Below are 26,572 nucleotides of genomic sequence, written 5' to 3' on the forward strand. Positions count from 1 at the left end.
GTCCTGAGCGGTCCCGCCGGCGGTCCCTCCTCCGCGTCCCCTCCCCCTCCGAGGGAGGACGGCGCGGGGCGGGGCCGCCGGCTTCCGCGTTCCCGGGCGCTGTCGCAGGTCCGGCCACTGTCGGAGGTGCTCCGTAGAATGTCCCGGTGACCACGCCTCTCCGCATCGCCTCCGTCAACGTCAACGGCGTCCGCGCCGCCTTCCGCAAGGGCATGGGCGAGTGGCTCGCCGGGCGCGACGTCGACATCCTCGCCCTGCAGGAGGTCCGCGCCTCCACCGACGACCTGACCGGGCTCCTCGGCGACGAGTGGGACGTGCTGCACGACGAGGCGACCGCGAAGGGCCGCGCCGGCGTCGCGCTCTGCTCGCGCAAGCGGGCGAGCATCCACCGCGTCGCGCTCGGCGCCGACGACTTCGACTCCGCGGGCCGCTGGCTCGAGGCCGACTACGAGGTCGGCGGCCGCTCCGTCACCGTCGTGTCCACCTACGTGCACTCGGGCGGCGTCGGCACGCCGAAGCAGGACGAGAAGATGCGCTTCCTCGACGGGATGATCGAGCGCCTCCCCCAGCTGCAGGCGCACACTCCCCTCGCGGCGGTGATGGGCGACCTCAACGTCGGCCACCGCACGCTCGACATCAAGAACTGGAAGGGCAACGTCAAGAAGGCGGGCTTCCTCCCCGAGGAGCGCGCCTATTTCGACCGCTTCGTCGGCGCCGAGGGCGAGGAGGGCTACAACGCCGGAGCGGGGCTGGGCTGGGTCGACCTCGGCCGCCGCTTCGCCGGCGAGGTGCCCGGCCCCTACACCTGGTGGTCGCAGCGCGGCCAGGCCTTCGACACCGACACCGGCTGGCGGATCGACTACCAGCTGGCGACGCCCGAGCTCGCCGCGCTCGCCCGCTCCTACGAGATCGACCGCGCCAGCGCGTGGGACACGCGATGGTCGGACCACGCGCCGGTCGTCGTCGACTACGAGCTCTGACCCCTTCCTCCCCCGGCGCCGACCGCGCCGCCGTCACTCACGAGGCCCCACCATGACCCCCAGCACCCCGGGCGCGAAGCCCGTCATCTTCTCCGGCATGCAGCCCTCCTCGGGCTCGCTGCACCTCGGCAACCACATCGGCGCGCTCACGCAGTGGGTCGCGATGCAGGACTCCTTCGACGCGTACTTCTGCGTCGTCGACCTGCACGCGATCACCGTGCCGCAGGAGCCGGCCGAGCTGCGCGAGCGCACCCGCGCGACCGCCGCGCAGTACATCGCGGCCGGCATCGACCCCGAGCGCTCGACGCTCTTCATCCAGTCGCACGTGCCCGCGCACGCCGAGCTGGCCTGGGTCCTGAACACCGTCACCGGCTTCGGCGAGGCCGGCCGGATGACGCAGTTCAAGGACAAGTCGGCGAAGCAGGGTGCGGACACCGCCTCGGTCGGCCTCTTCACCTATCCGATCCTGATGGCCGCCGACATCCTGCTCTACCAGACCGCCGCCGTGCCCGTCGGCGAGGACCAGCGCCAGCACCTCGAGCTCACCCGCGACCTGGCCGGCCGCTTCAACACGCGCTTCGGCGACACCTTCACGATCCCGGAGCCGCACATCGCCCGCGAGACGGCGAAGATCTACGACCTGCAGAACCCGGGCGCGAAGATGTCGAAGTCGGCCGAGTCGGACGCGGGCCTGCTCAGCGTTCTCGACGAGCCGAAGGTCACCGCGAAGAAGATCATGCGCGCCGTCACCGACACCGAGTCCGAAGTGCGCTTCGACCGGGCCGCGAAGCCGGGCGTCTCGAACCTGCTGACGATCTACTCCGTGCTCGCCGAGCGCTCGATCGAGTCGCTCGAGCAGGAGTACGCCGGCCGCGGCTACGGCGACCTGAAGAAGGGCCTGGTCGAGGTCGTCGCGGCGACCTTCGACCCGATCCGCGAGCGCACGGCGGAGCTGCTGGCCGACCCGGCCGAGCTCGACCGGGTGCTCGCGCGCGCGGCGGACCGCGCCTCGGAGACGGCCGAGCGCACGCTCGCGACCGTGTACGAGCGCGTCGGCTTCCTGCGCCGCAGCCGCTGAGCCGGCCGTGCTGCAGCTCGCCCTCTTCGACCTCGACGACACGCTCTTCGCGCACGCCCGCGCGGTGCGCGAGGGCATCGTCGCCTTCGCGGCGACCCTCGGCGACGCCTACGCGGGCGAGGCGGGCGCGCTGCAGCGCCGCTGGTACGCACTGGAGGAGGAGCACTACCACCGCTACCTCGCCGGCGAGCTCGACTACGAGGGCCAGCGCCGCGCCCGCGCCACGGCGTTCGCCGCCGACGCCGGGATCGCGCTGTCGCCGGAGGAGGCGAGCGCGTGGTTCGCCGCCTACCTGGGGCACTACGTCGCGGCGTGGACGCTGCACGACGACGCCCTGCCGGTGCTCGACCGGCTCGACGCGGCGGGGGTCCGGATCGGCGTGATCACCAACGGCGACCTCGACTTCCAGACCCGCAAGACGGACGCGATCGGTCTGGCGGAGCGGGTCGAGCACCTGGTCGCGTCGGGCGAGGTCGGCGTCACGAAGCCGGACGAGCGGATCTTCCGCGTCGCCTGCGAGCGCTTCGGCGTCGCTCCGGGCGACGCGCTGTACGTGGGCGACCGGCTCGGGACCGACGCGATCGGCGCGGCTCGGGCGGGGCTGCGCGGCGTGTGGCTCGACCGCGTCGGCGGGCCGGAGCACGGGCGGGAGCTGCCGGCGGAGGCGGTCGAGCTGGGGGTGCGGCGGATCGGGTCGCTGGACGACCTGGACGCGGTCGCGGGGCTGCACTGACCCTTCGGCGGCGCAGCTCGCGGCGCGGCGCGGGCGTTGCTGCGACTCCGAGCTCGCAGCCGCGCCGATCACCGGTCCTCGAGGAGGAGGACGAGCATCAGTGAGGCGCAGAAGCCACCGACGAGGAGGGACACGATGGCGTACGGCGTGTCGAGCCCTTCGACGAGTGCCGACACACCCATGAGGACACTGCCCACTCCGGTCAGGACGAGCAGGTTCCGGCGGGCGCGGTCGTCATCCTTCTTCGAGGCAGTCATCCGGAGACCGTTCCACACCGCACGGCGCCCGGCTCCGACTGGCGCGGGACGCACGCGCGCCGGCGCAGGCGCCTGACGACGGTCTCGAGAGGCGCGACGCAGACCGACGGACGGGGATCGATCCTCACGGACGCCTGATCGCCGCAGCGAACGCCACGACGGCGCAGGCGCCGGACACCGCCGCCGTGGCGAGCGCGCCGGGGGTCGGACCGGAGGTCGTCAGTCCCACGACAGCGCCGATGATCATCACGACGCCCAGCGCGAGAGTCCAGAACCGGCGTCGCCGTCGATGCGGCCGATCTCCCGTGCCGCAGGCTCTCTCCTCCGCCGACCGGGTCCCTCCGTCGTCCATAGCCGTCTCTCTCCCTCGTGATGCCTGTCGAAGCGACTCGATCATACTCGTATGATCATCCGGCGCTCCGGGATCGGCGTTCATCCGACGTCCCTGCGCACGACCGCGAAAGACGCGAGGCCGGCCGCGACGATCAGCCAGATCGCTCCGGCGAGCAGACCAGCGGACGTGTCGCCGGCGCTGCCGGAGCCCGGCGGAGCGCAGCCCAGGGCCAGGAGCCAGGCGCCGAGCGGCGATGCCCAGAGCGCCCAGGGAAGGATCGCGGCGACCGGCAGCGCACCGGCCAACAGCACCGGGACCGCGAACAGCGCGAGCAGGTGCCGTCCGATCACGGCGCCCACGGCGAGACCCAGGAATCCCGCTGCTGCGCCGACGATCGCTGCGGGGCCCGCGATCTCCGCCGGGCTCACCGCGAGACCGGCGTCGACTCCGAAGGCGAGCGATCCGGAGCCCGCGGTGACGAGCGCGAGCGTCGCGCCGGCCGCCGTCGCCGTCACCGCTCGCACCCCCAGGAGGGGCAGCCGCGCGAGGAAGCCGAGCTGTCGCGCGATGACCCCGCGCTCGAGATCGGCTGTCCAGCCGAAGGAGCCCAGGATGCCCGCGACCACCGCGGAGTCGATCAGGAGAGCGGGTCCGAGCTCGGCGAAGACGGCGCGCCGCACCTCCTCGCGAGCAGCGCGCAGCCCGTCCGGCACCCCGAGGACGACGCTGAGCCCGAGAACGAGGGCGAGCGCGACGCCGATCGGCAGCGAGCGGTCGATGCGCACGCGGTACCACTCGGTCCGCAGCGCTCTCCCGATCACTCGCTCCTCCGAACGGTCACGAACCAGGCGGCGACAGTGGCGATCGCGCACCAGCCGACGGCGACTCCGAGCGCCGCGGCCGGCGTCAGCAGAGGGAGGGTCTCGGACGGCGTGATCCCGGCGAGGGCTCCCGCCGGAAGGAGACGCTCGATCTCGGGCGCCACGGAGAGCAGGGGCAGTTCGACGGCGAACGGCACCGCGAGGACGAGACCGCAGGCGCCGTAGTAGTTGCGGGTGATCCACCCTGCCGCTGAACCGAGCACACCGCCGAGCGCCGAGGACACCGTCGAGCCGAGTGCGACCGGCAGCATGTCGAACGACGGGGTGAACGACTCCCCGGCTGAGCCGACGACGATCGCGGTCACCGCGATCCAGGCGACGGCGGTGACCGCTCCGAGAATCAGCGAGGTCGTCGCGGCTGCGACCGCTTTCGCGCGGAAGAGGTCGACCAGTCGGGTCACGACGAGCGAGCGACCCAGCGAACCGTAGTAGAACTCCCGGGTGACGCCGTAGCTGCCCCAGAACATCGCCGTGATGAACGACGTGCCGCACGCGGAGTAGACCGCCGTCGTCGGATCCACTGGCGCCGTGGGCTGCGGGGCGATGGCGAGCACCGCCAGAGGCACCAGCAGTGCGAAGGCGAGGACGGCTGCCCCCGCGGAGCCGGTGACGCTGCGCAGCAGTTCCGCGCGGATGGGCCGGCTCACAGCCCGTCTCCCTCGTCCTTCGCCCCGCCGTGTCCCTCGACGAGATCGAAGTAGCGGTCCTCGAGCGATCCGCTCCTCGAACCGAGCAGCTCCTCGAGCCGCCCCGCGTAGAGGAGGCGCCGACGGAGGACCACCACTTCGTCGACCGATTGCGCGAGCTCCGCGAGCTGATGACTCGACACCAGCACGGTGCCACCGGCATCGGCGTAGGAGCGGAGGAATCTCCTCAGCCACCGGACTCCCTCCGGGTCGAGTCCGTTGGCCGGCTCGTCCAGCACCAGGACCTCTGGCTCGCCGATGAGGGCGACGGCGAGCCCCAACCGCTGGCGCATCCCGGTGGAGAAGTGCTTGACGCGAAGACCCGCCTGCGGAGCCAGGTCGACCTCGTCGAGGACCCGCTGCACGCGCGAGAGCGGCGCGCCCGCGGCGAGAGCGCAGAGCTGGACGTGGCGCCGCGCGGTGATTCCGCTCTCGAAGCCGAAGCCGTCCATGTGCACGCCGACGACGGACGCGGGGTTCCGCAACTCGTGGAAGTCGCGGCCCTTGATCGTCGCCCGTCCGCTCGACGCGCGGAGGAGGCCGACCAGCCCCTTCATCGCTGTGCTCTTGCCCGCGCCGTTGGGGCCGAGCAGGCCGACGATCGTGCCGGAGCTCACGGCGAAGTCGAGATCGGAGACGACCTCGTGCCCTCCGTATCTCTTGGTGAAGCGCTCGAAGGCGATCGCATGGGTCATCTGTCTACCTCTGGTCGGAGTGATCGTGGACGGAGTGATGGGGACCCGCGACGGCATCGACGAGACCGAGGAGGTGCTCGACGGCGGCAGTCAGGGCCGGGCGGTCGTCGCCGACTTCCACGACGGCCGCGCCGGCGCGCGGTGCCTTCTCGCCCGCGTCGAGCAGGAGCGGGCGGGATGCGACACTCACCGGCTCGCCGGCGACGCGCACCGGGGCGAAGCACTCGAGGGGTGCCGTCGTGGGACCGGTCGACAGCGGGGCGCCGACGCTGCCGGCGCCGACGTGCTGATGCAGGAGGACGCCCTGGGTCTCGAGAGCGACGGGATCCCCGGTCAGGAGGGCGTCGAGCGCGTCCGCCTCCGAGGCCACGAGCCAGGCCCCACGCTCGTCGGAGACGTAGCCGACGGTGACAGTGCGCGAGACGGGGACGACGAGGGACGCGGCGAGCGCCGCGCCGAGTACGACGACGAGGAGAGCGACGCGACGGCCGCGACGGCCGGGCCGCCGCACCCAGCGCACACAGGCGCGCGCGACGACCACGGCGAGCAGGACGGCGAGCCCGGACATCAGAACGGCGCCGACCACGCCCGCCGAGGACGACCAGTGCGCGATCCGGCCGGCGGCGAGCAGAACGAGGACGGTCGGCGCGATCAGGCTGCCGAGGCCGAGGAGGAGGATCCAGGGACGGCGGTCGCCCGAGGTGCCGGTGACGAGCGCGTCGAGAGCCTCCCGCGCGCGCTCCCGCAGATGCGGGGTGTCGGTCGCGGCGACGAGCGCGTAGTAGCCGTCGAAGCGCACGAAAGGGAGCAGGTTGAGCGCCGTGATCCCGGCCGCGGCGAGAGCGAATGCCGACGCCGCCTCCCGGGTCGGGCCGGGGCCGGAGGCGAGGCCGAGAAGCACAGCGACCGAGGCGGCGGCCGCGTGCACCGCCGGACCGGCCAGGGCCACCGCGAGCCGGTGCCGGCGGCGAGGGAGCCGCCATCCGTCGGTCACGTCGACGAAGAAGGCGGGGGTCAGGTAGAAGACCATCAGCCCGGTCCGGCGGGCGGTGCCGCCGGCGAGGTGCAGGACGAGGCCGTGCGCCAGCTCGTGGATCCCCGTCGCGAGGACGAGGGCGATCGCGACGGCCGCGAGCGAGCCGAGCGAGAGCGGGGCGCCGGCGACCGCCGCGAGCACGGGGAGCTGCGCCACCGCCGCCGCGGCGCCGGCGATCAGCAGGACGACGAGAGCCACGAGGACGGTCCGGCGCAGCGCCCGGCGATCGAACGCCGGGCGCACCCGGTCGGAGATCGCCGTCAGCAGCGGCGTGAGCCGCGTCGTCGCGAACTGCACCGTCAACGGCGGGATCACCGTCACGGCTCGGGGACGGCGGCGCGGCGCCTCCGCCAGCAGCCCGGAGGCGCTCAGATGCGCGACGAGTTCCCCGAGCTCCTCGGCGCCGGCCCCGACGATCCGGCGGACTTCGGGGAGCGTGCGCTGCCCGTCGAGGAGGCGGAGCACGTCCACGGCGCCGGGCGCGACCCGCGCGACAGGGACGTCGTCGAGCGCGACGATCCATGCCGTCGCTCCACTCCGCGGCTCGAGAAGAGTCACCGAGTCGAGGAGCCGCGGCCGCTGCTCTCCGGGAGAGGCGTGCGAGCGCTGCCGCCGGTCAGACGAGCGGATGCGGGACATCGAACACCTCCCCGGGTCTCGACGCGCTGAGGAAGCCGGTCCGCTCCTGCGCGGAGATCAGCCGGTCGTGCCGCCAGGAGCTCGTGCGCGCCTCGTCGATCCGGAGCGGCTGCAGCTCCGGGCAGAGTGCCTTCACCACGTGCCAGCCGAGCTCGCGCGCGGCGACCGGAAGACGCTCGGTGAGGTCGACGACGAGCGGATGCAGACCCGCGCGCTCGAGGAGCTCCGGCACCAGCTCCGGGTCGACCGGACTGGAGACCTCCGCGCCACCCGGCGAGTCGGAGTCCGGCGACTCGAAGGTGGCGGTCCAGCGCAGCAGGTGGTGGAGCGCCTCGTCCCCCGACCAGAACGCCGCGCGGTCCTGCTCGGTGCGCACGATCGCCGGAGCACATCCACTGCCCGCCGTGCGGAGGGTGCGGGCGAGGTGGAGGGCCTGCACGGCCTCCCGCGATGCACCGATCACTGCGCTGTCGAGGTCCGTCGCGGCTCGCGCACCCACCGCACCGGCACCGGTCCCCGGATCGGTGACGACGGCGACGACGGCGTGCACCCCGGGCACGTCTGTCCCCAGGTCCGCGACGACGAGATCGCCGCCCCGGGCGAGGAGCGGAGCGCGGAGCAGCTCGACGACGCCCGAGGCGCGGGACTCGGCGCGAAGACCGACGCGGACGAGGGCGAGGCGACGGGCCCACGCCACGATCAGCGCGTCCCTCTCGACGAGCTCGAGGAGCGCGGACGCCGCGGCATCGGCCACCGAGCCGCCGGCCGCGGCGCCGGACGGCGTGGGCTCGTCCGCACCGCCGCTCCCTGCGCCCTCCGCGGCGGAACGGGGACGGAGCGCTTCCGCGTCGTAGAGCAGAGGTGCCAGTGGAATCTCTCTTGTCCCGCCGTCGAGCGGCGACACCGCTGTCACGAGAGCCTCGCCCTCATCGACAGCGGGAACGGGCCGGAGTGCCGACCGCTCGATCGCCTCGCCGGCGGCACGCGTCATCGCTCCTCGTCGCGACAGATCGGAGGCGCCCACGAGTCCGAGTGCATCGCGCTCCGACAGGCGTCCCGGGAGCGCGGCGAGCCGGACCACCACCTGCCAGACGGGAGTCTCGGGGCGCGGAGGAAGGACCGTCGTGCCGTCCGCGATCCCCGTGCTCGGGTCGAGCGTCCTCACTGCCGAGGGCATGCCCACTCCAGGAGCACGACGCCGGAGGGCGCGCCGGAGCGGCGGCGCACGGCGACCTCGTCGGCGAGGTCGAAACCCCGGGCTGCGAGCTCGGTCGTCAGTGTCCGACGGTCGAGCAGCGTCACCGAGCTGGTCAGCACCGTCGCGGCCGCTGCGTCCGTCCGAGGCGGGACGAGGACGTTGACGAGGCGACGGTCGCCCCGGATCTCGGAGGACAGCACGGGTCCGGTGGTTCGTCCGGCCGAGGGGTCCTCGCGAGCGGGTGCCCCGTCCTCGGCGACGGTCACCAGGAAGCGGGCCCCTGGAGCGGCCTCCGCGGCGACGGCGCCGTAGAGAGCCTGCCGACCGTCCGGGTCGAGGAGCGTGATGGACGTCGCGCCCAGGACGATCGTGCCGAACGCCTTCCGCTCGATGATCCCCGTCATGTCCGCCCGCACCGCGGTGAGACGCCCGGCGGTCCGTGGTCCGACGCTGCGCTCGAGCAGATCGAGCATCGTCGGCGAGGAGTCCACGGCGGTCACGCGGCGTCCGAGAGCGAGCAGCGGGAGGGTCAGGCGTCCGGCTCCCGCAGCGAGCTCGAGGACCGGCCCGCTCGCCCGCCGGGCAGCCGCGACGATCTCGCGGATCTCCGTGCGGTCGTCCCGGGTGAGATGCGCGTACACGGTCGAGCCCTCCGGACCGTAGAGGGGCTCGATGCGCACCGGCCAGTTCCGGGAGCGGGCGATGTCGATCGTCCGCGCGGTCAGGGCGGACACGTCGGGGAACGACGGCTCCTCGCCCGCTGTGCGGGGTCCGGCGTGGGTGGTCATGGCGCTCCTTGCAGGTGTGTCGGCGGGTGGCGGGCGAGCGGGCGGTCCTCGGATCCCGGGCGAGCGCTTCCTTCGGAAGCGGCCCTGCTCGGGATCCGAGGACGGCGGGAGATCAGGTCGCGGCGATCGCGACCAATCCGCCCACGACCGTGATCACGTACCCCGCGGTCTGCCACCACTCGAGGGGCGCCGCGATGTCCTCGAGTTCCTCGAAGGTCAGTGCTGTCGTCTCCATGTCACCTCCTCCGGTGTGCTCTTCTCTCGTTCCGTCGTTCTGGTGCGGGGCTCAGGTCGCGCTGAGCGCGATGAGACCGAGCCCCACCCCGATCGAGAAGCCGTGGAACCAGTCGAAGCCGTCGTCGGGCGTGTTCAACGCCTCGAGCGGCTGGAAGGCGAGTGCCGTGTCGTTCGTCATCGTGTGTCTCCTCCTTGTGCGCGCCGCCGTGAGACGACCGCTGTTGCGTTCCGGAACCGGACCCGTGCAGGTCCGTCCGGTCAGGTCGCGACGACCGCGACGATGCCGATCACCCCGACTCCCGCCACCACCCCCTGCCAGAAGGAGTCCTCGGACGGGGCGTCGAGCGCCTCGAGCTCGACGAAGGCGAGATCGCCGCCGAGCGTCTGCGTGCTGCTGTGTGTCATGTGTTCACCTCCCTCCGGTGTCGATCTCGGGAACCGTCGCGGGGTCGCCCGCGCCGGAGTCGGAGTGCCGGCCGTCGCCGCAGGTCGGGGCCGCGCGTGGGCCGAGCACGGCGGAGAGGAGAGCCTCGTCCCAGTCCGAGAGGGCTCCCCCGGCACGGACCCACGTCGCGGCGGTGCCGCGCGCCGCGCATCGCATCACCGCCGGAAGCGGGTCGGGCGGCGGTGCGATCCCCCAGTCCGCTGCGACCGCGAGGACCGCATCGGAGGGCGATGCCGACACCGCCGGTCGAACCTCCCGCCAGAACCGCTCGAGAGCGGCGCGGTCTCCCAGCCGCCGCTCGCCCTCGAGGACGAGAGCCCACAGGCGGGGCAGCACGAGGAGTGTCGCCGCGATCTTGCTGATCGACGCCGCCCACGCGAGTTCGTTCGCGGGATACCAGTGCTTGAGCACGAAGGGGTCGATCGGATGCGCGCTCCACGACCAGCGGGACTCGGCGCTGAGCAGCGCGAGTGCGCCGCGGGAGGCAGTCGTGTCCTCCGTCCGCAGCCGATCGCCCAGCGCCAGCATCCGACGCCCCAGGTCGACCGCCGCATCGAAGGCGACGGGCGAGAGGGCCCCGGAGGCGGCGGTGCCGGCCACCCGGAGGAACATCTCCAGCGCGCCCTCGCGCACCAGTCGAGCGGGCAGGGTGGAGAGCTGCTCCGGGTCGAGCACGGCCAGTTGCGGGCGCAGGTCGTCCCCCGCGACGAGTCGGTGCCCGGCCGCTGTCGTCACGCAGGCGATGGGGCTCACCTCGGATGCGGTGCCGAGGGTGGTCGGCACGGCGATGAGGACGGGAGCGCCGTTCCGGAGCGGCCGGCGAGTCGAGATAGGGCCGCGGTCCAGCTGCCGGAGGAGGGCGGGGAGGCGCTCGGTGCCGGTCGCCACCGCGACCTTGACCGCGTCGAGGACGGATCCGCCGCCGAGGGCGACGATCGCGGCGGGCCGCTGCTCCTCGAGCCGTTCCACGAGCGACCTGACGGTCGAGATCGCGGCTCCCGAGACAGGAACGACGCTCCTTCCTGCTGCGACGCGCTCGGCTCGTCCGAGGAGCGCGGTGTCAGCGACGACGAGCGTCGCGTCACCGGCGGGGAGCCCGGCGACGACGCCCGAGGTCGCACCCTCGCCGGTCGTGACGCGGGTGGGGCACCAGATCGACGCGTTCACCGCGCGCGCCTGTGCACGGACGAGTGGGCGGAGAGCGGCGAGCGCACGTCTCGCCGTTCGAGAACCGTGCGGAGGCACCGCACGAGCTCGTCGACGTGCTCCGCCTCGAAGACGAGCGCCGGCACGAGCTGGATCGCCGAAGGACCGGGATGAACGAGGGCACCCGCCTCTCGGATCTCCGCCACGAGGGCGGCGACCTCGGCACCGCCGAGGAGTGCTCCGTCGGGTCCGCGGAGGTGCGCGGCACGGAAGCAACCGGCGCCGCTGGACGAGTGGATCAGCCTCGTCCGCTGCAGCTCGTCGAGCATGCCGTCGAGCCGCACGGCGAGGGCCGCGGACCGATCAGCGACGTGCAGTCGATCGAACTCGGCGAGCGTGGCGAGGACGGCGGCGCAGGTCGGCGGGGACCCCGCCTGGGTCTCCCCGTGCACGAAGACCGCGCCCGCCTCGTCGAAGGCCGCGACGACGCCGTCGCCGACGAGGACCGCCGCCGCCGCGCAGGTCCCGTTCGTCAGCGCCTTCGACAGCACGAGGACGTCGGGTGCGGGATCCCAGAGGTCGGACGCGAACAGCGGGCCGGTGCGGTGGAACCCGGTCGCGACCTCGTCGGCGACGAGCAGGAAGCCGTGCTGCTCGCGCAGCTCCTGCACCCGACTGAGGAAATCGTCCGGCAGTGCGACGCATCCCGAGCCGAGCACCGGCTCCAGGACGAGCGCCGCGACTCGGTCACCCTCCCGCTCGAGGAGCCGGGCGAGGCGGTCTCCGCCGTCGCCGAAGGGGACGTGCCGGACTCCTCGCCGATCGACCGCGTAGAGGTCCTGGAGCAGAGAGTCGCCGCTCAGCGCGTGCGCGCCCTGCGTCAGCCCGTGGTAGCTCCCCTCGAGACCGACCACGATGCGGCGCTCCGTGCCACCGAGCCGCCAGAAGTGGCGCGCCAGCTTCATGACGGCGTCGTTCGCCGCTCCACCCGAGGTCGAGAACAGGACTCGGGCGTACCGTCCGCCCGCTCGGTCGAGCAGGGCGTCGGCGGCCTGCTCGGCGAGAAGGTGGCTCGACCGGAACAGAGGAAGGTAGGACGCCTCGACGAGTGTCTGCGCCACCGCAGCGGCGACGGCTCGGTTGCCGTAGCCGAGAGAAGCGTTCCACAGGCCACTGTCGGCGCAGAGATAGCGCCGCCCGTCGGTCCCCGTGACGTGGACGCCGTCTGCCGACACGGCGCGGAAGGCCGGTTCACCGGCGGCGACCAGCGCGGGCCACACCGGGGACCTCCGGCCTCGGCTGTCCGGGCCCGTCACGGAGCCGCCGCCTCAGGAGAGGAGCGGGCCGCTTCACCCAGCCGCAGTGCGATCTCGGCGACGTGAGCCGCGGCGGAGGCGCGGGAGAGCCCGAGCGCGGACGCACAGCGCTCGACGGCGCGCTCCGGACTCGACGAGGTCTGCAGAGCCTCGACAACGGCTGCAGCACGAGTGGAGAGACGGTAGCGGCGACGCGTGGCGAGGTCTTCGAGCAGCCAGTCCGCCGTGCCCCGGGTCAGGAACGCCGCATCGACCGGGACGACGACGTCCGCTGCCTCGTCCTCGAGGAGCGAGACGCCGAGTCCGAGGATCTCGGCGCACGGGCCGCGTCCGGTGCGCCGGAGCAGCTCGATCGCCGCGATGTACCGACCCAGCCACGGCCGCGCCCGCGCATCGACGAGGATCCGCTCGGGAGCGACCACCCCGCCGAACGCCTGTACGAGCGGACTCGTCGTCGCGGCGGTGGCGGTCGGGCCCTCCGGGGCCCAGCGCACTCCACCGGATGCCGGGACGACGGGACGGGGCTCGCGGGGCCGGCCGACCGCTTCGGCGAGGAAAGCGTCCCGCTCCGCGAGAAGGACGCTCGGATGCAGGAGATGAGCGGGGAACAGACCCTCACCCAGGACGATGTCGGCGTCGTCCAGGAGAGCCGCCCAGCCGCCCTCGTCGCCCAGGCGGACCACCATCGGCCCGACGACGTCGAGGAAGGCGGAGGCGGCGTAGTCCTGAAGCTCGAGCGTGCGTCCGGCGATCGTGATCTCGTCGCCGATCTCGCCGAACCGCCCGCGGTACTCGATCACGGTCCCCACCGCGCGGCGCGCGCGTTCCTCTGCTGAGGACGGCCCACTCGACCGAGCCTCCGCCGGGACGAGCAGCGCCGCCGAGGCGTCCCGGCCGGCGAGCTCGTCCACCCGGTCGTCGTCCACCTCGGCGAAGATCACGGTGCGATGGACCGGGTGCCGTTGCCCGGTCACCCAGGCTTCGACGACTGCGGCGACGCTGCGATCGTCCGCCTCACTGTCCGCGCGGCCGCGCGGGGGCCGGCGCTCACTCGCGCTGCTGCTCTCGCTCGCGCTGCTCTCGTTCGCGCTGCTCTCGTTCGCGCTGCGGGCGCTCTCGGCGGCTGGTCGGGAAGCGGAGTCGATCACCATATGAAGATGGTGTCATGAGGACGAGCAGTGCGCTCCGTCTGGCGCGACACGCACGAGGGCCCGCGCACGTCACGTGCGCGGGCCCTCGTGCGTTCAGCGGTGCAGTGCCTACTGCACGTCCTCGTCGACCCAGTCGAAGGTCTTCGTGACGGCCTTCTTCCAGAGGCGGTACTGGCGGGCGGCCTCGTCCTGGTCCATCTGCGGGGTCCAGCGCGAGTCCTCCTGCCAGTTCTGGCGCAGGTCGTCCAGGTTCTCCCAGAAGCCGACCGCGAGGCCCGCGGCGTAGGCGGCGCCGAGCGCGGTGGTCTCGGCGACGACCGGGCGCACCACGGGCACGCCGAGGATGTCGGCCTGGAACTGCATCAGCAGGTTGTTGGCGATCATGCCGCCGTCGACCTTGAGCTCCTGCAGCGGCACACCGGAGTCGGCGTTGACCGCGTCCAGGACCTCGCGGGTCTGGAAGGCGGTCGCCTCGAGCGCGGCGCGGGCGATGTGGCCCTTGTTGACGTAGCGGGTGAGGCCGACGAGCGCACCGCGCGCGTCCGCTCGCCAGTACGGCGCGAAGAGACCGGAGAAGGCGGGGACGAAGTACGCGCCGCCGTTGTCCTCGACCGTCGCGGCCAGCGCCTCGACCTCGGGGGCCGAGCCGATCAGGCCGAGGTTGTCGCGCAGCCACTGGATCAGCGAGCCGGAGACCGCGATCGAGCCCTCGAGCGCGTAGTGCACCTCGCCGTCGCCGAGCTTGTAGCCGATGGTCGTCAGCAGCCCGTTCTTGGAGTGCACGATCTCGGTGCCGGTGTTGAAGATCAGGAAGTTTCCGGTGCCGTAGGTGTTCTTCGCCTCGCCCGGATCGAACGCCGCCTGGCCGAAGGTCGCGGCCTGCTGGTCGCCCAGGATGCCGGCGATCGGGACCTCGCGCAGCAGCGAGGACGACTCGACCTGCCCGTAGACCTCGGAGGACGAGCACACCTCGGGGAGCATCGACTTCGGCACCCCGAAGGCCTCGAGGATGTCGTCGCGCCACTCGAGGGTCTCGAGGTCGAGGAAGAGGGTGCGCGAGGCGTTCGTGACGTCGGTCTTGTGCACGCCGCCGTCGATTCCGCCGGTGAGGTTCCAGAGGACCCAGGTGTCGGTGGTGCCGAACATCAGGTCGCCGGCCTCCGCCTTCTCGCGGGCGCCCTCGACGTTCTCCAGGATCCAGACGATCTTGGTGCCGGAGAAGTAGGTCGCGAGCGGGAGCCCGACGATCGACTTGAAGCGGTCGGCGCCCTCGTCGCCGGCGAGCCGGTCGACGATCGACTGCGTGCGGGTGTCCTGCCAGACGATGGCGTTGTAGACGGGCTTGCCGGTGGTCTTGTCCCAGACCACGGCGGTCTCGCGCTGGTTGGTGATGCCGACCGAGGCGATGTCGTGGCGGGTCAGGTCGGCGCGGGAGAGCGCCTGGCCGATGACCTCGCGGACGTTGTTCCAGATCTCGACCGGGTCGTGCTCGACCCAGCCCGCGCGCGGGAAGATCTGCTCGTGCTCCTTCTGTCCGGTGGAGACGATCGAGCCCTTCTTGTCGAAGATGATCGCGCGGGACGACGTGGTCCCCTGGTCGATAGCGATGACGTAGTCAGCCATGAATGATTACTCCTTCGTAACGGGGTGATGAAGAGGGCGGCTCGGAGCCGAAGTGCTCGACGCCGAAAAGCTCGGCGTCTAGAGGATCGGCAGCAGCGCGGTCGAGGCGAGACCGGCGAGCACACCGCCGACGATCGGGCCGGCGACGGGCACCCAGGCGTAGCTCCAGTCGCTCGAGCCCTTGCCCTTGATCGGGAGCAGCGCGTGCGCGATGCGCGGGCCGAGGTCACGGGCGGGGTTGATCGCGTAGCCGGTCGGGCCACCGAGCGAGGCGCCGATCGCGATCACCAGGATGGCGACGGGCAGGGCGCCCAGGGCCGCGAGTCCGCCGTCGCCCTGACGACCGCCGCCGAAGCCGATGACCACGAAGACGAGGACGAAGGTGCCGATGACCTCGGTGACGAAGTTCCAGCCGTAGGAGCGGATGGCCGGGCCGGTCGAGAAGACGCCGAGCTTGTTCGCCGCGTCGGGCTCCTCGTCGAAGTGCTGCTTGTAGGCGAGCCAGCAGAAGACGGCGCCGATGATCGCACCGATCATCTGGGCGAGGATGTACATCAGGATCGAGACGATGTTGACCGGGACGCCCGAGCCGAACTCCGTCGCTCCGCTGGCCGCGAGGCCGAGCGTGACCGCGGGGTTGAGGTGCGCACCCGAGTTGTAGGAGACGATCACACCGGCGAAGACCGCGAAGCCCCAGCCGAAGTTGACCATCAGGAATCCGCCGTTGAAACCCTTGTTCTTGACGAGTGCCACGTTGGCGACGACGCCGCAGCCGAGGAGCACGAGCATCGCCGTTCCCACGACTTCCGCGAGGAACACCACTCCGAGATTGTCCACGTTGACCTTTTCCTTTTCTCAAGACGGAACGCGCCAGCGCGCCCGCGTCGGGCATCGATGCCCGACGTGTGTGAAGTTATCCGCGCCCTGCCGCGGCGACAAGGAACGCCGCGTGCACGTTTGTGCGTTGTCACGACGAAGTCCCGGCCCGAGTTCTCTCCTCGGACCGGGACTCCCGTCGATCTGCGCCAGCGACCCCCGTCAGGAGGCCGGGACCGCCGTCGGCGCCTGAACGGAGCTGCCGCCCACGTCGACGCCGTTGTACTGCTTGAGGTGCGCGATCGTCGCGTCGACCTCCTGCGCCCGGGTGCTCTCGTCCCAGCCGAGGACCTCGCCGGTGTGCTGCGCAAGCTCCTCCAGGAGCTCGCGGCTCAGGCCGCCGGTGAAGGCGTGGTTGGTGCGGCGCATCACCAGGTCGATCAGGTGCACGACGCTCTCGCGCTGGGCGAGGTAGCGGATCTCACCGGTGGTGAAGTCCTTGTCGAAGTCGAGCGCCTCGTCGTGGCCGTCGGCGAGCGCCTCGATGACCTCCTGCGCGCGGGTGCCGTAGCGCTCGAGCAGCTGGCCGGTGCGGGCCGAGGACAGACCGGAGCGGTGCTGGCTGATCCACTGGGCGCGCGAGGCGTCCGTGCGCGGGAAGCCCTTGCCGCCGCCGATCGCGGTCTTGACGGTGGAGACGCGGCGCGTGACGCCGATCCGCTTGAAGACCTCGTTGGAGAGGTGCTCGGACAGGGCGCGGAACGTCGTCCACTTGCCGCCGACCAGGCTCAGCACGGGGGTCTTCCCGCCGGGCAGGGTCGAGGGCTCGATGCGGTAGTCGCGGGAGACGAAGCCGGGGGTCTCGTCGTCGTGACGGGGCAGCGGGCGGATGCCGGAGAACTTGAAGACGATCTGCTCGCGGGTGACCGGGATCGAGGGGAACACGTGGTTCACCAGGTCGAAGAAGTAGTCGATCTCGTCCTCGGTGCAGACGGCCGGCTCGTTGGGGTCGGCCTCGATGTCGGTCGTGCCGACCATGACCCGGCCCTTGAGCGGGTAGATCAGGACGATGCGGCCGTCGCTGTGCTCGAAGAACATCTCGCGGCCCTCGCAGGCCTCGACCAGCTCCGGGTTGTCGAGGACGATGTGCGAGCCCTTGGTGCCGCCCATGAACTTCGTGGTGGTGCCGAGCGCGGTGTTGGTGAAGTCGGTCCACGGCCCGGAGACGTTGACGACGACGTCGGCCTGGAAGGCGAACTCCTCGCCGCTCTCGCGGTCGCGCAGCAGCACGCCGCCCTCGGCGGTGCCGACGGCCTCGACGTAGTTGGCCGCGCGGGCCTTCTTCCCGCCGACGAGCGCGTCGCGCAGCACGTCGAGCGCCAGGCGCTCCGGCTCGTGCACGGAGGCGTCGAAGTAGGTGGCGGTGTACTTGATCTTCGGGTCGAGCTTGGGCAGCTCGTTCAGCGAGCGCTTGCGGCCGTGGAACTGGTGGCGCGGGACGACGCCGCCGTCGCGGGAGAAGAAGTCGTAGAGGGTCAGGCCGACCTTGATCAGCAGCGCGCCGCGCTCCTGCGGCTTGCCCGACTTGTGGGTGAGGAAGCGCAGCGGCGCGGCCAGGATGCCCGAGAACGTCGAGTAGATCGGGATCGTGGTCTGCAGCGGCTTCACGTAATGCGGCGCGATCTTGAGCAGGCCGTTGCGCTCGTGCACGCCCTCGTTGACGAGGCGGAACTCGCCGTTCTCGAGGTAGCGGATGCCGCCGTGGATCATGTGGCTCGACGCGCTGGAGGCGCCGGACACGTAATCGCCGCGCTCGACGAGGGCGACGTCGACGCCGTTCAGCGCGAGTTCGCGGAAGGTCCCGATGCCGTTGATCCCACCGCCGATCACGAGGACGGTCGCGCGGGGGTTGTCCCGCAGGGCGGAGACGCTCTCGCGGAGAGAGGAGCTTCCGGGAGTTCCGACAGACTGTGCCACTTCGTACTCGCCTTCGTGTCGTAGGTGTTGCGTCGAATGCCTCGTGCGAGTGTGGCCGCCCCGGATGGACGGTTGATATCGCGAGGGAATACAGACATCCTTGACCCGACAACACATCCGGTCAAGACGGGTGGAAATACGTGCAAGGAGTGGCAATGACCCCTGTCCGACCGGTCGTCGAACTGGACGAGACGACGCACGCGACCCACCCCGACAAGACCCGGGACGCGCTCCGTGCGGCGCAGCTCTACTACATGCAGGACCTCACGATGGACGCCATCGCGCACGAGCTGCACACCTCGCGCTCCTCCGTCTCGCGGCTGCTCTCGCACGCCCGCGCGACGGGACTGGTCGACATCCAGATCCGCTCGCCGCTCGATCGGGCGAGCGCGCTCTCGGCGGAGGTGCGCGCGCACTTCGACATCACGGCGCACATCGTCCCGGTGCCCGATCACACCAGCGAGATCGACAGGCTGGAGCGGGTCGCGCTGTCGGCCGCGCGGATCCTCGGGCCGTTCATCGACTCGAACATGATCGTGGGCATCGCCTGGGGCTCGACGATGAGCGCGATGAGCCGGCACCTGATCGCGAAGGAGACGCACAACACCCAGATCGTGCAGCTCAACGGGGCGGGCAACACCGAGACCACCGGCATCAACTACTCCAGCGAGATCCTCCGCCGCTTCGGCGACGCCTACGCCGCGAAGGTGCAGCAGTTCCCGGTGCCGGCGTTCTTCGACGACCCGATGACCAAGAAGGCGGTCTGGCGCGAGCGCTCGACCAAGCGGGTGCTCGAGCTGCAGCAGCGGATGGACGTCGCGCTCTTCGGCCTCGGCTCGCCGTTCGCGGCGGTGCCCTCGAAGGTCTACATCGGCGGCTACCTCGAGCCGAGCGACTTCACCTCGCTCAGCGCCTCCGGCGTCGTCGGCGACGTCGCCACGGTGTTCTACCGCGCCGACGGCACCTGGGACGACATCCCCATGAACGAACGTGCAAGCGGCCCGGACCTCTCCACCGTGCGCCGCGCCTCCCGCCGCATCTGCGTCGTCTCGGGCGCCTCGAAGCTGCCGGGCCTGCGCGGCGCCCTCGCCGCGGGCCTGCTCACCGACCTCATCCTCGACGAGGGCACGGCCCGCGCCCTGATCTCCGGCTGACCCTCCCCTCCCTTCCGCGAGATGCCAGTTGGGTACGCCTCCTACGGCGTGTCGCGTACTGAAGTGGCATCTCGCGGGGACGGTCAGCGGGTGAAGGCGCGGCGGACGCGGGTGAGGGTCGCCTCGGGGTGGGTGAGCACTCCGGAGGCGCGGACTCGGATGTGGTCGTAGCCGAGGGCCTGGATGGCCTCACTGCGGGCGATGTCCCGCTCGTACTGGCGCTTGTCGGTCCGATGATGGTCGCCGTCGTACTCCACGACGACCCGCTGGTCGCGGTAGAGCAGGTCCACTCGCGCGACGAAGGTGCCGTCGGCGTCGTAGAGCTCGACGTTCAGCTTCGGCTCGGGCAGGCCGGCGCGGATCAGGAGCAGCCGGAGCACCGTCTCCATCGGCGATTCGGAGCCTTCGCGGACCCAGCCGATCGCCTCGCGGGCGCGCTTCCCGCCTCTCCCTCGGTACCCGGCCACCCGCGCCGACAGCGCGGCCAGGTCGACCCGCACACCCCGTCGTCGCCCCTCCTCGTCAGGAAGGACGAGGGCGTCGCCGAGCACGACGAGATCGTCGACCGACCGCGAGGAGCTGAGGTGGCAGAAGGTCGACGCCGGGTCGGCGACCGGGAACCCCGTGTCGACGACCGCGACCGCCTCGTCCCAGAGATGGTGTGACCGGACACCCACTCGCCGCGCCGCGCGCAACGGCGGCGCGACCGACACGTGAAGCGGCGTCACCTCCGTCGGGGTCCGGCCGGGAAGGCCGAGCAGGTGTGCGGCCGTGTCGTGCGAGAAGAACTCCCCCGGCCGCATCACCGCCGAGAACGCCGCGATCCTCTCCTCGTACGTGATCGGCTCCACGGCCGCTCGCGCCCCGCGGAACGCGACGACCGGGTACTCGGCCGCGAGTCTCCGACGCGATGCCCCGTCCCTCGATGCGATGACCTTGCCCGACTCCTCTTCCATGCCGGAACCCTGCCCGCTCCCCCGCCCTCCTCGCTCTCGTTCTCCACAGCCCCCTCCGCGAGATGCCAGTTGGGTGCGCGACACGCCGATGCAGGTGTACTCAACTGGCATCTCGCGGAGGGTGGCGGGGGTGGGGAGGAGGGGAGGGGGGTCAGGACTCGCGGGCGTGGGTGTCGAGGAAGGCGTAGACCTCGGCGTCGTCGATGCCGGGGAAGGTGCCGGAGGGCAGCGGGGCGAGGACGTGCGCGTGCAGGCGGGCGCTCGGCCAGGCGTTGCCGTCCCAGCGCGCGGCGAGCTCGGCGGGGGCGCGGCGGCAGCAGGACTCGTCGGGGCAGCGGGACTGCTCGCGGCGGTCGGTGTCGCGGCCGCGGAAGAAGCGCGCCTCGGCGAAGGGCACCCCGACGGTGATCGAGAACTCCTCCGTCGCGGTGGTCCCGGTCTGCGAGGCCGACCAGAAGGTGCCGGCCGGCGTGTCCACGTACTGGTAGTACTCCGTGGTGCGGTTGGTGCGGCCGAAGGCCGACCGCGCGGACCAGTAGCGGCAGACCGTCTGCCCCTCGACCGCGCCGGTGACGTCGGTCGGCAGCGGCAGGCCGTCGTTCTCGTAGGCCTTCTGGATCGAGCCGTCGCCGAGCACGCGGAGGAAGTGCATCCGGATGTCGAGGTGCGAGGTCAGCAGGTTGGTGAAGCGCAGCGCCGCCGCCTCGTGCGTGACGCCGAAGCCGTCGCGGAAGTCCTCGACCGAGATGTCGCGCTCGCGCTTGGCCTCCTCGAGGAACGCCACAGCCGGCTCGAGCGGCATCAGGCAGGCGGCCGCGAAGTAGTTGATCTCGAGGCGCTGGCGGAGGAAGTCGGCGTAGGTGGCGGGGCGCTCGTGGCCGAGCAGTCGGTGCGCCATCGCCTGCAGCGCGAGCGCCCGCAGCCCGTGCCCGCCGGGGATCGAGGCGGGCGGCAGGTAGATCCGCCCGTTGGCGAGGTCGATCACCGAGCGAGCGGAGTGCGGCAGGTCGCCGACGTGGATGATCTCGAAGCCGAGGTGCCGCGCCATCTTCGAGACCGAGCTGTGGGTCAGCGCGCCGCCGCGGTGCCCGACCGTGCGGAGCATCTCGCCGGCGACCGCCTCGATCTCGGGCAGGTGGGCGTTGCGCTCGCGCAGCTGGAGCCGCTGCGCGGTGTTGGCGCGCCGCGCCTCCTCCGGTGTCGCGCTGGCCTCGCTCTTCCGTCGCGCCAGCTCGCGGTAGACCCCGAGGAACGCCTCCAGCACCGGGGTGGTGAGTCCCTTGTTCACCTTGAACTCGGGCAGGCCGAGCGAGCGGTAGAGCGAGCCCTTCTGCACCCGGGCCAGCTCGATCTCGAGGGCGGCGCGCTCGCTCGGCGGCTCGTCGGAGAGCAGCGCGGCGAGCTCGACGCCCAGCGCGGTGGCGAGGCCCTGCATCAGGGAGAGCCGCGGCTCCCGGCGGCCGGTCTCGATCAGCGAGAGCTGGCTGCCCGAGACGCCGACGCGCTCGGCGAGCTGCCCGAGGGTCAGCCCGCGCCGGGTGCGGAAGTGCCGGATCCGCTGCCCGAGCAGGGCGGCGTCGGTCCCGGCGGCGGGCCCGGCGGCGGGCCCGGCGTCGGTCCCGGCGGCGGTCCCGGCGGCGGGGACGGTGGTGTCGGTCACGGCGAGCTCCAGCGATCGGTTGTGACGGAGGCGCAAAAACCGCGCTTCTTGACGGCTCCAGCCCCGCAAATACCCCTCGATCCTCCTCCATTCTGGCTTCAGGCGCCAGAGAGCGCCCCTCGCCTCGTCGGATCACGACCGCCACGAGGACCGACTCCCCACCCCGTCGACGACGACTGCACTGAAAGCGGAGCCAGCATGAGCATCTACAGCAACACCCTCCTCCTCGAGACGACCACGATGACCGCACCGACCGCGGTCGCCGCGCCGATCGTCCCGCCCGCGCCGCTCGCCCTGCGCCGCTGGGTGCGCGAGACGGCCGCGCTCCTCCAGCCCGACGCGATCGAGTGGATCGACGGCTCCCCCGCCGAGTGGTACCGCCTCACCGGCCGCATGGTCGAGGAGGGCAAGCTGATCGCCCTCAACCCGGAGTGGCGGCCCGGCTCGTTCCTCGCCCGCACCGACCCCGACGACGTCGCCCGGGTCGAGGACCGCACCTTCACCTGCACCACCGACGAGGCCGACGCCGGCCCGACCAACAACTGGCGCGAGGCGTCCGCGATGAAGGCGGAGCTCGCCCCGCACTTCGCCGGCTCGATGCGCGGCCGGACGCTGTACGTCGTCCCGTTCTCGATGGGCCCGGTCGGCGGGCCGCTCTCGCAGCTCGGCGTGCAGCTGACCGACTCCGCCTACGCCGCGCTGAACATGCGGATCATGGCCCGCGTCGGCGCGGAGCCGCTCGCCGCCTTCACCGAGGAGACCGCCTTCGTCCGCGGCGTGCACTCGGTCGGCTTCCCGCTCCGCGACGCCGACGGCACGACCCGCGAGGACGTCGCCTGGCCGTGCAACGCGACGAAGTACATCACCCAGTTCCCGGAGACCCGCGAGATCTGGTCGTTCGGCTCCGGCTACGGCGGCAACGCGCTGCTGGCGAAGAAGTGCTTCGCCCTGCGGATCGCCTCGGCGATGGGCCGCGAGGAGGGCTGGCTCGCGGAGCACATGCTGCTCATCCGCATCGTCTCGCCCGAGGGTCGCCGCTACCACGTGGCGGCGGCGTTCCCGAGTGCGTGCGGCAAGACCAACCTCGCGATGCTGCAGCCGACGATCCCCGGCTGGCGCGTCGAGACCCTCGGCGACGACATCACCTGGATGAAGAAGGGCGAGGACGGCCGCCTGTGGGCGATGAATCCCGAGACCGGCTTCTTCGGCGTCGCGCCGGGCACCGGGCAGAGCAGCAACCCCAACGCCGTGCACACCCTCTGGGGCAACACGATCTTCACCAACGTCGCGCTCCGCGAGGACGGTGACGTCTGGTGGGAGGGCCTCACCGACGAGGTCCCCGAGCGGCTGACCGACTGGCGCGGGGAGCCGTGGACGCCCGCCTCCGGCACGCCCGCCGCGCACCCCAACGCCCGGTTCACGGCGCCGGCCGAGCAGTGCCCGACGCTCTCCGGCGACTGGGACGCCTTCGACGGCGTTCCGCTGGACGCGATCGTCTTCGGCGGCCGGCGCGCGAGCAACGTGCCGCTGGTGACCCAGGCCACCTCGTGGCAGCACGGCGTCTTCCTCGGCGCGACCATCGCGTCCGAGAAGACGGCCGCGGCGGAGGGGACGGTCGGCGAGCTGCGCCGCGACCCGTTCGCGATGCTGCCGTTCTGCGGCTACAACATGGCCGACTACTTCGCGCACTGGCTCGCGGTCGGCGCGGACCTCGGCGAGAAGGCGCCCGCGATCTTCCAGGTCAACTGGTTCCGCAAGGGAGCCGACGGCTCCTTCCTCTGGCCCGGCTTCGGCGAGAACGCGCGGGTGCTGCAGTGGCTCGTCCGCCGGATCGAGGGGCTCGCGGAGTCGAGGCCCAGCGCGATCGGCGACCTGCCGGTGTCGATCGACACGCACGGGCTGAACCTCTCGGCCGCGGCGGAGGAGGAGCTCTTCGCGGTGCCGATCGAGGCGTGGCTCGACGAGTGCGCGCTCACCGAGGAGTTCTTCGCCCGCTTCGGCGACCGCCTGCCGCCCGAGCTGACCGCCGAGCTCCGGGCGCTGCGACTCCGGCTGCTCGCCGAGGAGCTGCCCACGGCCCGCGCGGCCTGACCCCGAGCCCGCCGGCCCCGCGCCGGCGCCCCTGTGGCCCGCGGAGGGAACCATCCCCTTCTTCGCATCCCCCTCCGCGGGTCCACTCCCCCTCCCCCCCTTGCTGATCGAGTAGCCCCGAAGGGGCGTGTCGAGATCCACCAGCTCCGTACACGCGGGTCTCGATACGCCGCTGACGCGGCTACTCGACCAGCAAGGACCTCCCCTGCCTCGGCCATGCTGATCGAGTAGCCCCGCAGGGGCGTATCGAGATCCCCCCTCCACCGCGCGACCAGACGGGCACCATGGACGACCGCATCACCCTCCGCTTCCTCGCCGCGCCGCAGGACGCGACCGCCGACGGCCGCAGCGCCCAGGCCGGCCGCGTGCTCGAGTGGATCGACAAGGCCGGCTACGCCTGCGCCGTCGGCTGGAGCGGCGGCTACTGCGTGACCGCCTACGTCGGCAACGTGCACTTCACCCGGCCGATCGCGGTCGGCAATCTGATCGAGGCCAGCGCGCAGGTCATCCACACCGGCCGCACGAGCATGCACGTGCTGGTCCGGGTCGCCCAGGCCGACCCGCGCACCGGGCGCTACGAGGCGGCGACGCACTGCCTCCTGATCTTCGTCGCGGTGGACGAGGAGAAGCGCCCCCGCCCGGTCCCGGAGTGGACCCCGCGCACGATCGAGGACCTCGCCCTGGCCGAGGGCGCCGCCGCCCGCATCGACGGCCGCCGCGCGCTGCACGAGGTGATGCGCGCCCAGGACTACACCGGGGCGGGCACCGGCCCGCGGATCGTCTTCCGCTTCCTCGCCGCTCCCGGCGACGTCAACTGGGGCGGCAACGCCCACGGCGGCATCGTGATGCGCTGGATCGACGAGGCCGCGAACGCCGTCGCCCAGGGCTGGAGCGGCCGCGACGCGGTCGCCGTCTACTCCGGTGGCATCCACTTCTACCGGCCGGTGCGGATCGGCCACCTCGTCGAGGTCGAGGCGCGGCTCATCCACACCGGCCCGCGCTCTATGCACCTCGCCATCCACGTGCGCTCGGGTGACCCGCGGACCGGCGAGCTCGCGCTGACCACGCAGTGCATGAGCGTCCTCGTGGTGCGCGGCGACGACGGCGCGGCCGAGGCCGTGCCGGCGCTCGAGGCGCAGAACGACGAGGACCGCCGGCTGGACGAGCACGCCCGCGAGCTGATCCGCCTGCGCGCCGCGCTGCCGGCGCTGCCGGTCGGCGTCGCGGCGACGCTCGCCTGACCGGTCAGCGCCCCCGGGTCGCTAGGGTCGGAGCGTGAAGATCCTCGTCGTCAACGGCCCGAACCTGAATCTGCTCGGCACCCGCGAGCCCGCGGTCTACGGCTCCGACACGCTCGCCGACGCGGAGGCGCTCGCCGCCCGCACTGCGGCGCGGCTCGGCGTCGAGGTCGAGTTCTTCCAGAGCAACTCGGAGGGCGCGATCATCGACCGCCTGCACGCGGCGCGCGGCACCGCCGCCGGCCTCGTGCTCAACATCGGTGCCTACACCCACACCTCGATCGCGATCCGCGACGCCGTGCTCGCGACCGAGCTGCCGCTGGTGGAGGTGCACGTGAGCAACGTGCACCGGCGCGAGGAGTTCCGGCAGCACTCCTACCTCTCCGACATCGCCGTCGCCGTGATCGTCGGCGCCGGCATCGCGGGCTACGGCTACGCGGTCGACGTCCTGGCGCGCACCCTGGGGGCCGCGGCGGCCGACGCGTAGCCTCGGAGGCATGCCCTCCGACGCGACACCCTCCGCTCCCGACACCGGCCTCGGCCGCTCCTTCGGCTCCGCCGTCGACGCCTACGACCGCGGGCGGCCGGGCTACCCGGACGACGCGGTGGACTGGCTCGTCGGGCACGCGCCGGCGCGGGTGGCGGGCGCCTTCGTGCCCGAGCGCGCGCGGGCGGCCGGAGCGGACGCCTCCGACCGGGTGCGCGTCGCGGACCTCGGCGCGGGCACCGGCAAGTTCACCGCGTCGCTCGTGGCGCGCGGGCTCGACGTGACCGCCGTCGAGCCGGACGCGGCGATGCTGGAGCGGCTGAGCGCTCAGCTGCCGTCGGTGCGGTCGCTCGCGGGGACGGCCGAGGCGATCCCGGTGCCGGACGCCTCCGTCGAGCTCGTCACCGCCGCGCAGTCCTGGCACTGGGTCGACGCCGAGCGCGCGAGCGCCGAGGTCGCGCGGGTGCTCGTGCCGGGAGGCGTGCTCGCGCTGGTCTGGAACATCCGCGACGAGACCGTGCCGTGGGTGCGGCGGCTCGGCGAGGTCGCCGGGTCCTCGACCGCCGAGCGCTTCGAGACCGTGCACCCGCCGCTCGGCTCGGCGCTCGAGCGCCTGGCGTACGCCGAGTTCGACTGGTCCTTCGAGCTCGACCGGCCGGCCCTGCTCGACATGTTCGCGTCGCGCAGCTACGTGATCGCGATGGCTCCGGAGGAGCGCGCCGCGGTGCTCGCCGCCGTCGCCGAGGTCGTCGACGCGCTGCCCGGCGACCGCGTCGCGATGCCGTACGCCACCCGCGTGACGCTCGCCCGCCGCGCGTCGTAGCGCCGCTCGCGGGTCGAGCAGCCGCCCCAGCGGTGGCAGCAACCATGCTGGTCGAGCAGCCGCGCCAGCGGCGTATCGAGACCTCGTCCGGGTCGCCGCCGGCGCGGCCGGCGCCGGTGCGGGCGACTACCCTCGAAGGGCGCTGGC

26 protein-coding genes are annotated in these 26,572 nt (G+C 72.4%); 8 read left to right on the forward strand and 18 right to left on the reverse strand.

Translation table 11 applies throughout. The annotated features are described in order from the left end of the window. The first annotated feature begins 146 nt into the window (after positions 1 to 146). From GSU72_RS13895 to GSU72_RS13905, 3 genes are read left to right on the forward strand one after another with little or no spacing between them, the layout of a single operon-like run. Positions 147 to 980: an exodeoxyribonuclease III gene (locus GSU72_RS13895; RefSeq protein ID WP_159985595.1), complete on the forward strand. Its 834-nt coding sequence runs from the start codon at positions 147 to 149 to the stop codon at positions 978 to 980. Positions 981 to 1,032: 52 nt separating this feature from the next. Then, positions 1,033 to 2,058 (forward strand): tryptophan--tRNA ligase, encoded by a 1,026-nt coding sequence (gene trpS / locus GSU72_RS13900; RefSeq protein ID WP_159985596.1) that lies wholly within the window; start codon positions 1,033 to 1,035, stop codon positions 2,056 to 2,058. Between the two features lie 7 nt (positions 2,059 to 2,065). Beyond that, complete coding sequence (locus GSU72_RS13905) at positions 2,066 to 2,791, forward strand: HAD family hydrolase (protein WP_159985597.1); 726 nt, start codon at positions 2,066 to 2,068, stop codon at positions 2,789 to 2,791. 68 nt (positions 2,792 to 2,859) lie between these two features. Here the strand turns inward: GSU72_RS13905 and GSU72_RS13910 are convergent, their stop codons facing one another. The 16 genes from GSU72_RS13910 to GSU72_RS13970 form a co-directional block, all read right to left on the reverse strand. After that, entirely contained in the window at positions 2,860 to 3,048 is a 189-nt protein-coding gene (locus tag GSU72_RS13910) for a hypothetical protein (RefSeq protein ID WP_159985598.1), read from the reverse strand. A 432-nt stretch (positions 3,049 to 3,480) separates the two neighbouring features. Further along, positions 3,481 to 4,203: a hypothetical protein gene (locus GSU72_RS13915; protein WP_159985599.1), complete on the reverse strand. Its 723-nt coding sequence runs from the start codon at positions 4,201 to 4,203 to the stop codon at positions 3,481 to 3,483. Then, positions 4,200 to 4,910, reverse strand: a complete 711-nt coding sequence (locus tag GSU72_RS13920; RefSeq protein ID WP_159985600.1) for a hypothetical protein — start codon at positions 4,908 to 4,910, stop codon at positions 4,200 to 4,202. Before GSU72_RS13920 ends, GSU72_RS13915 begins: the two co-directional genes overlap by 4 nt. Continuing rightward, complete coding sequence (locus GSU72_RS13925) at positions 4,907 to 5,644, reverse strand: ATP-binding cassette domain-containing protein (RefSeq protein WP_159985601.1); 738 nt, start codon at positions 5,642 to 5,644, stop codon at positions 4,907 to 4,909. Before GSU72_RS13925 ends, GSU72_RS13920 begins: the two co-directional genes overlap by 4 nt. A 4-nt stretch (positions 5,645 to 5,648) precedes the next feature. Continuing rightward, positions 5,649 to 7,238, reverse strand: a complete 1,590-nt coding sequence (locus GSU72_RS13930; RefSeq protein ID WP_208545060.1) for a hypothetical protein — start codon at positions 7,236 to 7,238, stop codon at positions 5,649 to 5,651. A gap of 58 nt (positions 7,239 to 7,296) precedes the next feature. Further along, the gene (locus GSU72_RS13935) at positions 7,297 to 8,496 is read right to left on the reverse strand and encodes a YcaO-like family protein (RefSeq protein ID WP_208545061.1); all 1,200 of its coding nucleotides are present in this window, start codon (positions 8,494 to 8,496) and stop codon (positions 7,297 to 7,299) included. After that, the gene (gene mpaM, locus GSU72_RS13940) at positions 8,481 to 9,305 is read right to left on the reverse strand and encodes a daptide-type RiPP biosynthesis methyltransferase (protein WP_159985604.1); all 825 of its coding nucleotides are present in this window, start codon (positions 9,303 to 9,305) and stop codon (positions 8,481 to 8,483) included. The genes GSU72_RS13935 and mpaM overlap by 16 nt, the downstream gene beginning before the upstream one ends. A 112-nt stretch (positions 9,306 to 9,417) precedes the next feature. Beyond that, on the reverse strand, positions 9,418 to 9,540 hold the full coding sequence (gene mpaA3 / locus GSU72_RS21840; protein ID WP_279631669.1) for an MpaA3 family daptide-type RiPP: 123 nt from the start codon (positions 9,538 to 9,540) through the stop codon (positions 9,418 to 9,420). A 51-nt stretch (positions 9,541 to 9,591) separates the two neighbouring features. Beyond that, entirely contained in the window at positions 9,592 to 9,720 is a 129-nt protein-coding gene (locus GSU72_RS21845) for a daptide-type RiPP (protein WP_279631670.1), read from the reverse strand. Between the two features lie 80 nt (positions 9,721 to 9,800). Further along, positions 9,801 to 9,947, reverse strand: a complete 147-nt coding sequence (mpaA1, locus tag GSU72_RS21210) for an MpaA1 family daptide-type RiPP (protein WP_167306112.1) — start codon at positions 9,945 to 9,947, stop codon at positions 9,801 to 9,803. A gap of 4 nt (positions 9,948 to 9,951) precedes the next feature. After that, positions 9,952 to 11,154, reverse strand: coding sequence for an iron-containing alcohol dehydrogenase (locus tag GSU72_RS13945; protein WP_159985605.1), 1,203 nt, complete (start codon positions 11,152 to 11,154; stop codon positions 9,952 to 9,954). Then, a complete protein-coding gene (mpaD, locus tag GSU72_RS13950; protein WP_159985606.1) occupies positions 11,151 to 12,413 on the reverse strand; it encodes a daptide-type RiPP biosynthesis aminotransferase in 1,263 nt (420 codons plus the stop codon). The genes GSU72_RS13945 and mpaD overlap by 4 nt, the downstream gene beginning before the upstream one ends. Positions 12,414 to 12,445: 32 nt before the next feature. Continuing rightward, complete coding sequence (gene mpaB / locus GSU72_RS13955) at positions 12,446 to 13,600, reverse strand: daptide biosynthesis RiPP recognition protein (RefSeq protein ID WP_159985607.1); 1,155 nt, start codon at positions 13,598 to 13,600, stop codon at positions 12,446 to 12,448. A gap of 108 nt (positions 13,601 to 13,708) precedes the next feature. Next, positions 13,709 to 15,223: a glycerol kinase GlpK gene (glpK, locus tag GSU72_RS13960; RefSeq protein ID WP_159985608.1), complete on the reverse strand. Its 1,515-nt coding sequence runs from the start codon at positions 15,221 to 15,223 to the stop codon at positions 13,709 to 13,711. 78 nt (positions 15,224 to 15,301) lie between these two features. Then, the gene (locus tag GSU72_RS13965) at positions 15,302 to 16,060 is read right to left on the reverse strand and encodes an MIP/aquaporin family protein (protein ID WP_159985609.1); all 759 of its coding nucleotides are present in this window, start codon (positions 16,058 to 16,060) and stop codon (positions 15,302 to 15,304) included. Positions 16,061 to 16,261: 201 nt separating this feature from the next. After that, positions 16,262 to 18,016, reverse strand: coding sequence for a glycerol-3-phosphate dehydrogenase/oxidase (locus GSU72_RS13970; RefSeq protein WP_244255824.1), 1,755 nt, complete (start codon positions 18,014 to 18,016; stop codon positions 16,262 to 16,264). A gap of 155 nt (positions 18,017 to 18,171) precedes the next feature. Here GSU72_RS13970 and GSU72_RS13975 point away from each other — a divergent pair, with 155 nt between their 5' ends. Continuing rightward, complete coding sequence (locus GSU72_RS13975) at positions 18,172 to 19,170, forward strand: sugar-binding domain-containing protein (protein WP_123445261.1); 999 nt, start codon at positions 18,172 to 18,174, stop codon at positions 19,168 to 19,170. Positions 19,171 to 19,253: 83 nt separating this feature from the next. Here GSU72_RS13975 and GSU72_RS13980 read toward each other — a convergent pair whose 3' ends face one another. Beyond that, positions 19,254 to 20,126: a DUF559 domain-containing protein gene (locus tag GSU72_RS13980; RefSeq protein ID WP_159985610.1), complete on the reverse strand. Its 873-nt coding sequence runs from the start codon at positions 20,124 to 20,126 to the stop codon at positions 19,254 to 19,256. Between the two features lie 151 nt (positions 20,127 to 20,277). Next, on the reverse strand, positions 20,278 to 21,696 hold the full coding sequence (locus tag GSU72_RS13985) for a helix-turn-helix transcriptional regulator (protein ID WP_159986839.1): 1,419 nt from the start codon (positions 21,694 to 21,696) through the stop codon (positions 20,278 to 20,280). Between the two features lie 330 nt (positions 21,697 to 22,026). Here GSU72_RS13985 and GSU72_RS13990 point away from each other — a divergent pair, with 330 nt between their 5' ends. From GSU72_RS13990 to GSU72_RS14005, 4 genes are all read left to right on the forward strand, one after another. After that, positions 22,027 to 23,877, forward strand: a complete 1,851-nt coding sequence (locus GSU72_RS13990) for a phosphoenolpyruvate carboxykinase (GTP) (protein WP_159986840.1) — start codon at positions 22,027 to 22,029, stop codon at positions 23,875 to 23,877. Between the two features lie 284 nt (positions 23,878 to 24,161). After that, complete coding sequence (locus GSU72_RS13995) at positions 24,162 to 25,118, forward strand: acyl-CoA thioesterase (protein ID WP_159985611.1); 957 nt, start codon at positions 24,162 to 24,164, stop codon at positions 25,116 to 25,118. A 34-nt stretch (positions 25,119 to 25,152) separates the two neighbouring features. Then, complete coding sequence (aroQ, locus tag GSU72_RS14000) at positions 25,153 to 25,602, forward strand: type II 3-dehydroquinate dehydratase (protein ID WP_159985612.1); 450 nt, start codon at positions 25,153 to 25,155, stop codon at positions 25,600 to 25,602. A 10-nt stretch (positions 25,603 to 25,612) separates the two neighbouring features. Beyond that, positions 25,613 to 26,425, forward strand: a complete 813-nt coding sequence (locus tag GSU72_RS14005) for a class I SAM-dependent methyltransferase (protein WP_159985613.1) — start codon at positions 25,613 to 25,615, stop codon at positions 26,423 to 26,425. The last annotated feature ends 147 nt before the right edge of the window (positions 26,426 to 26,572 follow it).

It is taken from the genome of Rathayibacter sp. VKM Ac-2760, from assembly GCF_009834185.1.
Classification (GTDB): Bacteria; Actinomycetota; Actinomycetes; order Actinomycetales; family Microbacteriaceae; genus Rathayibacter.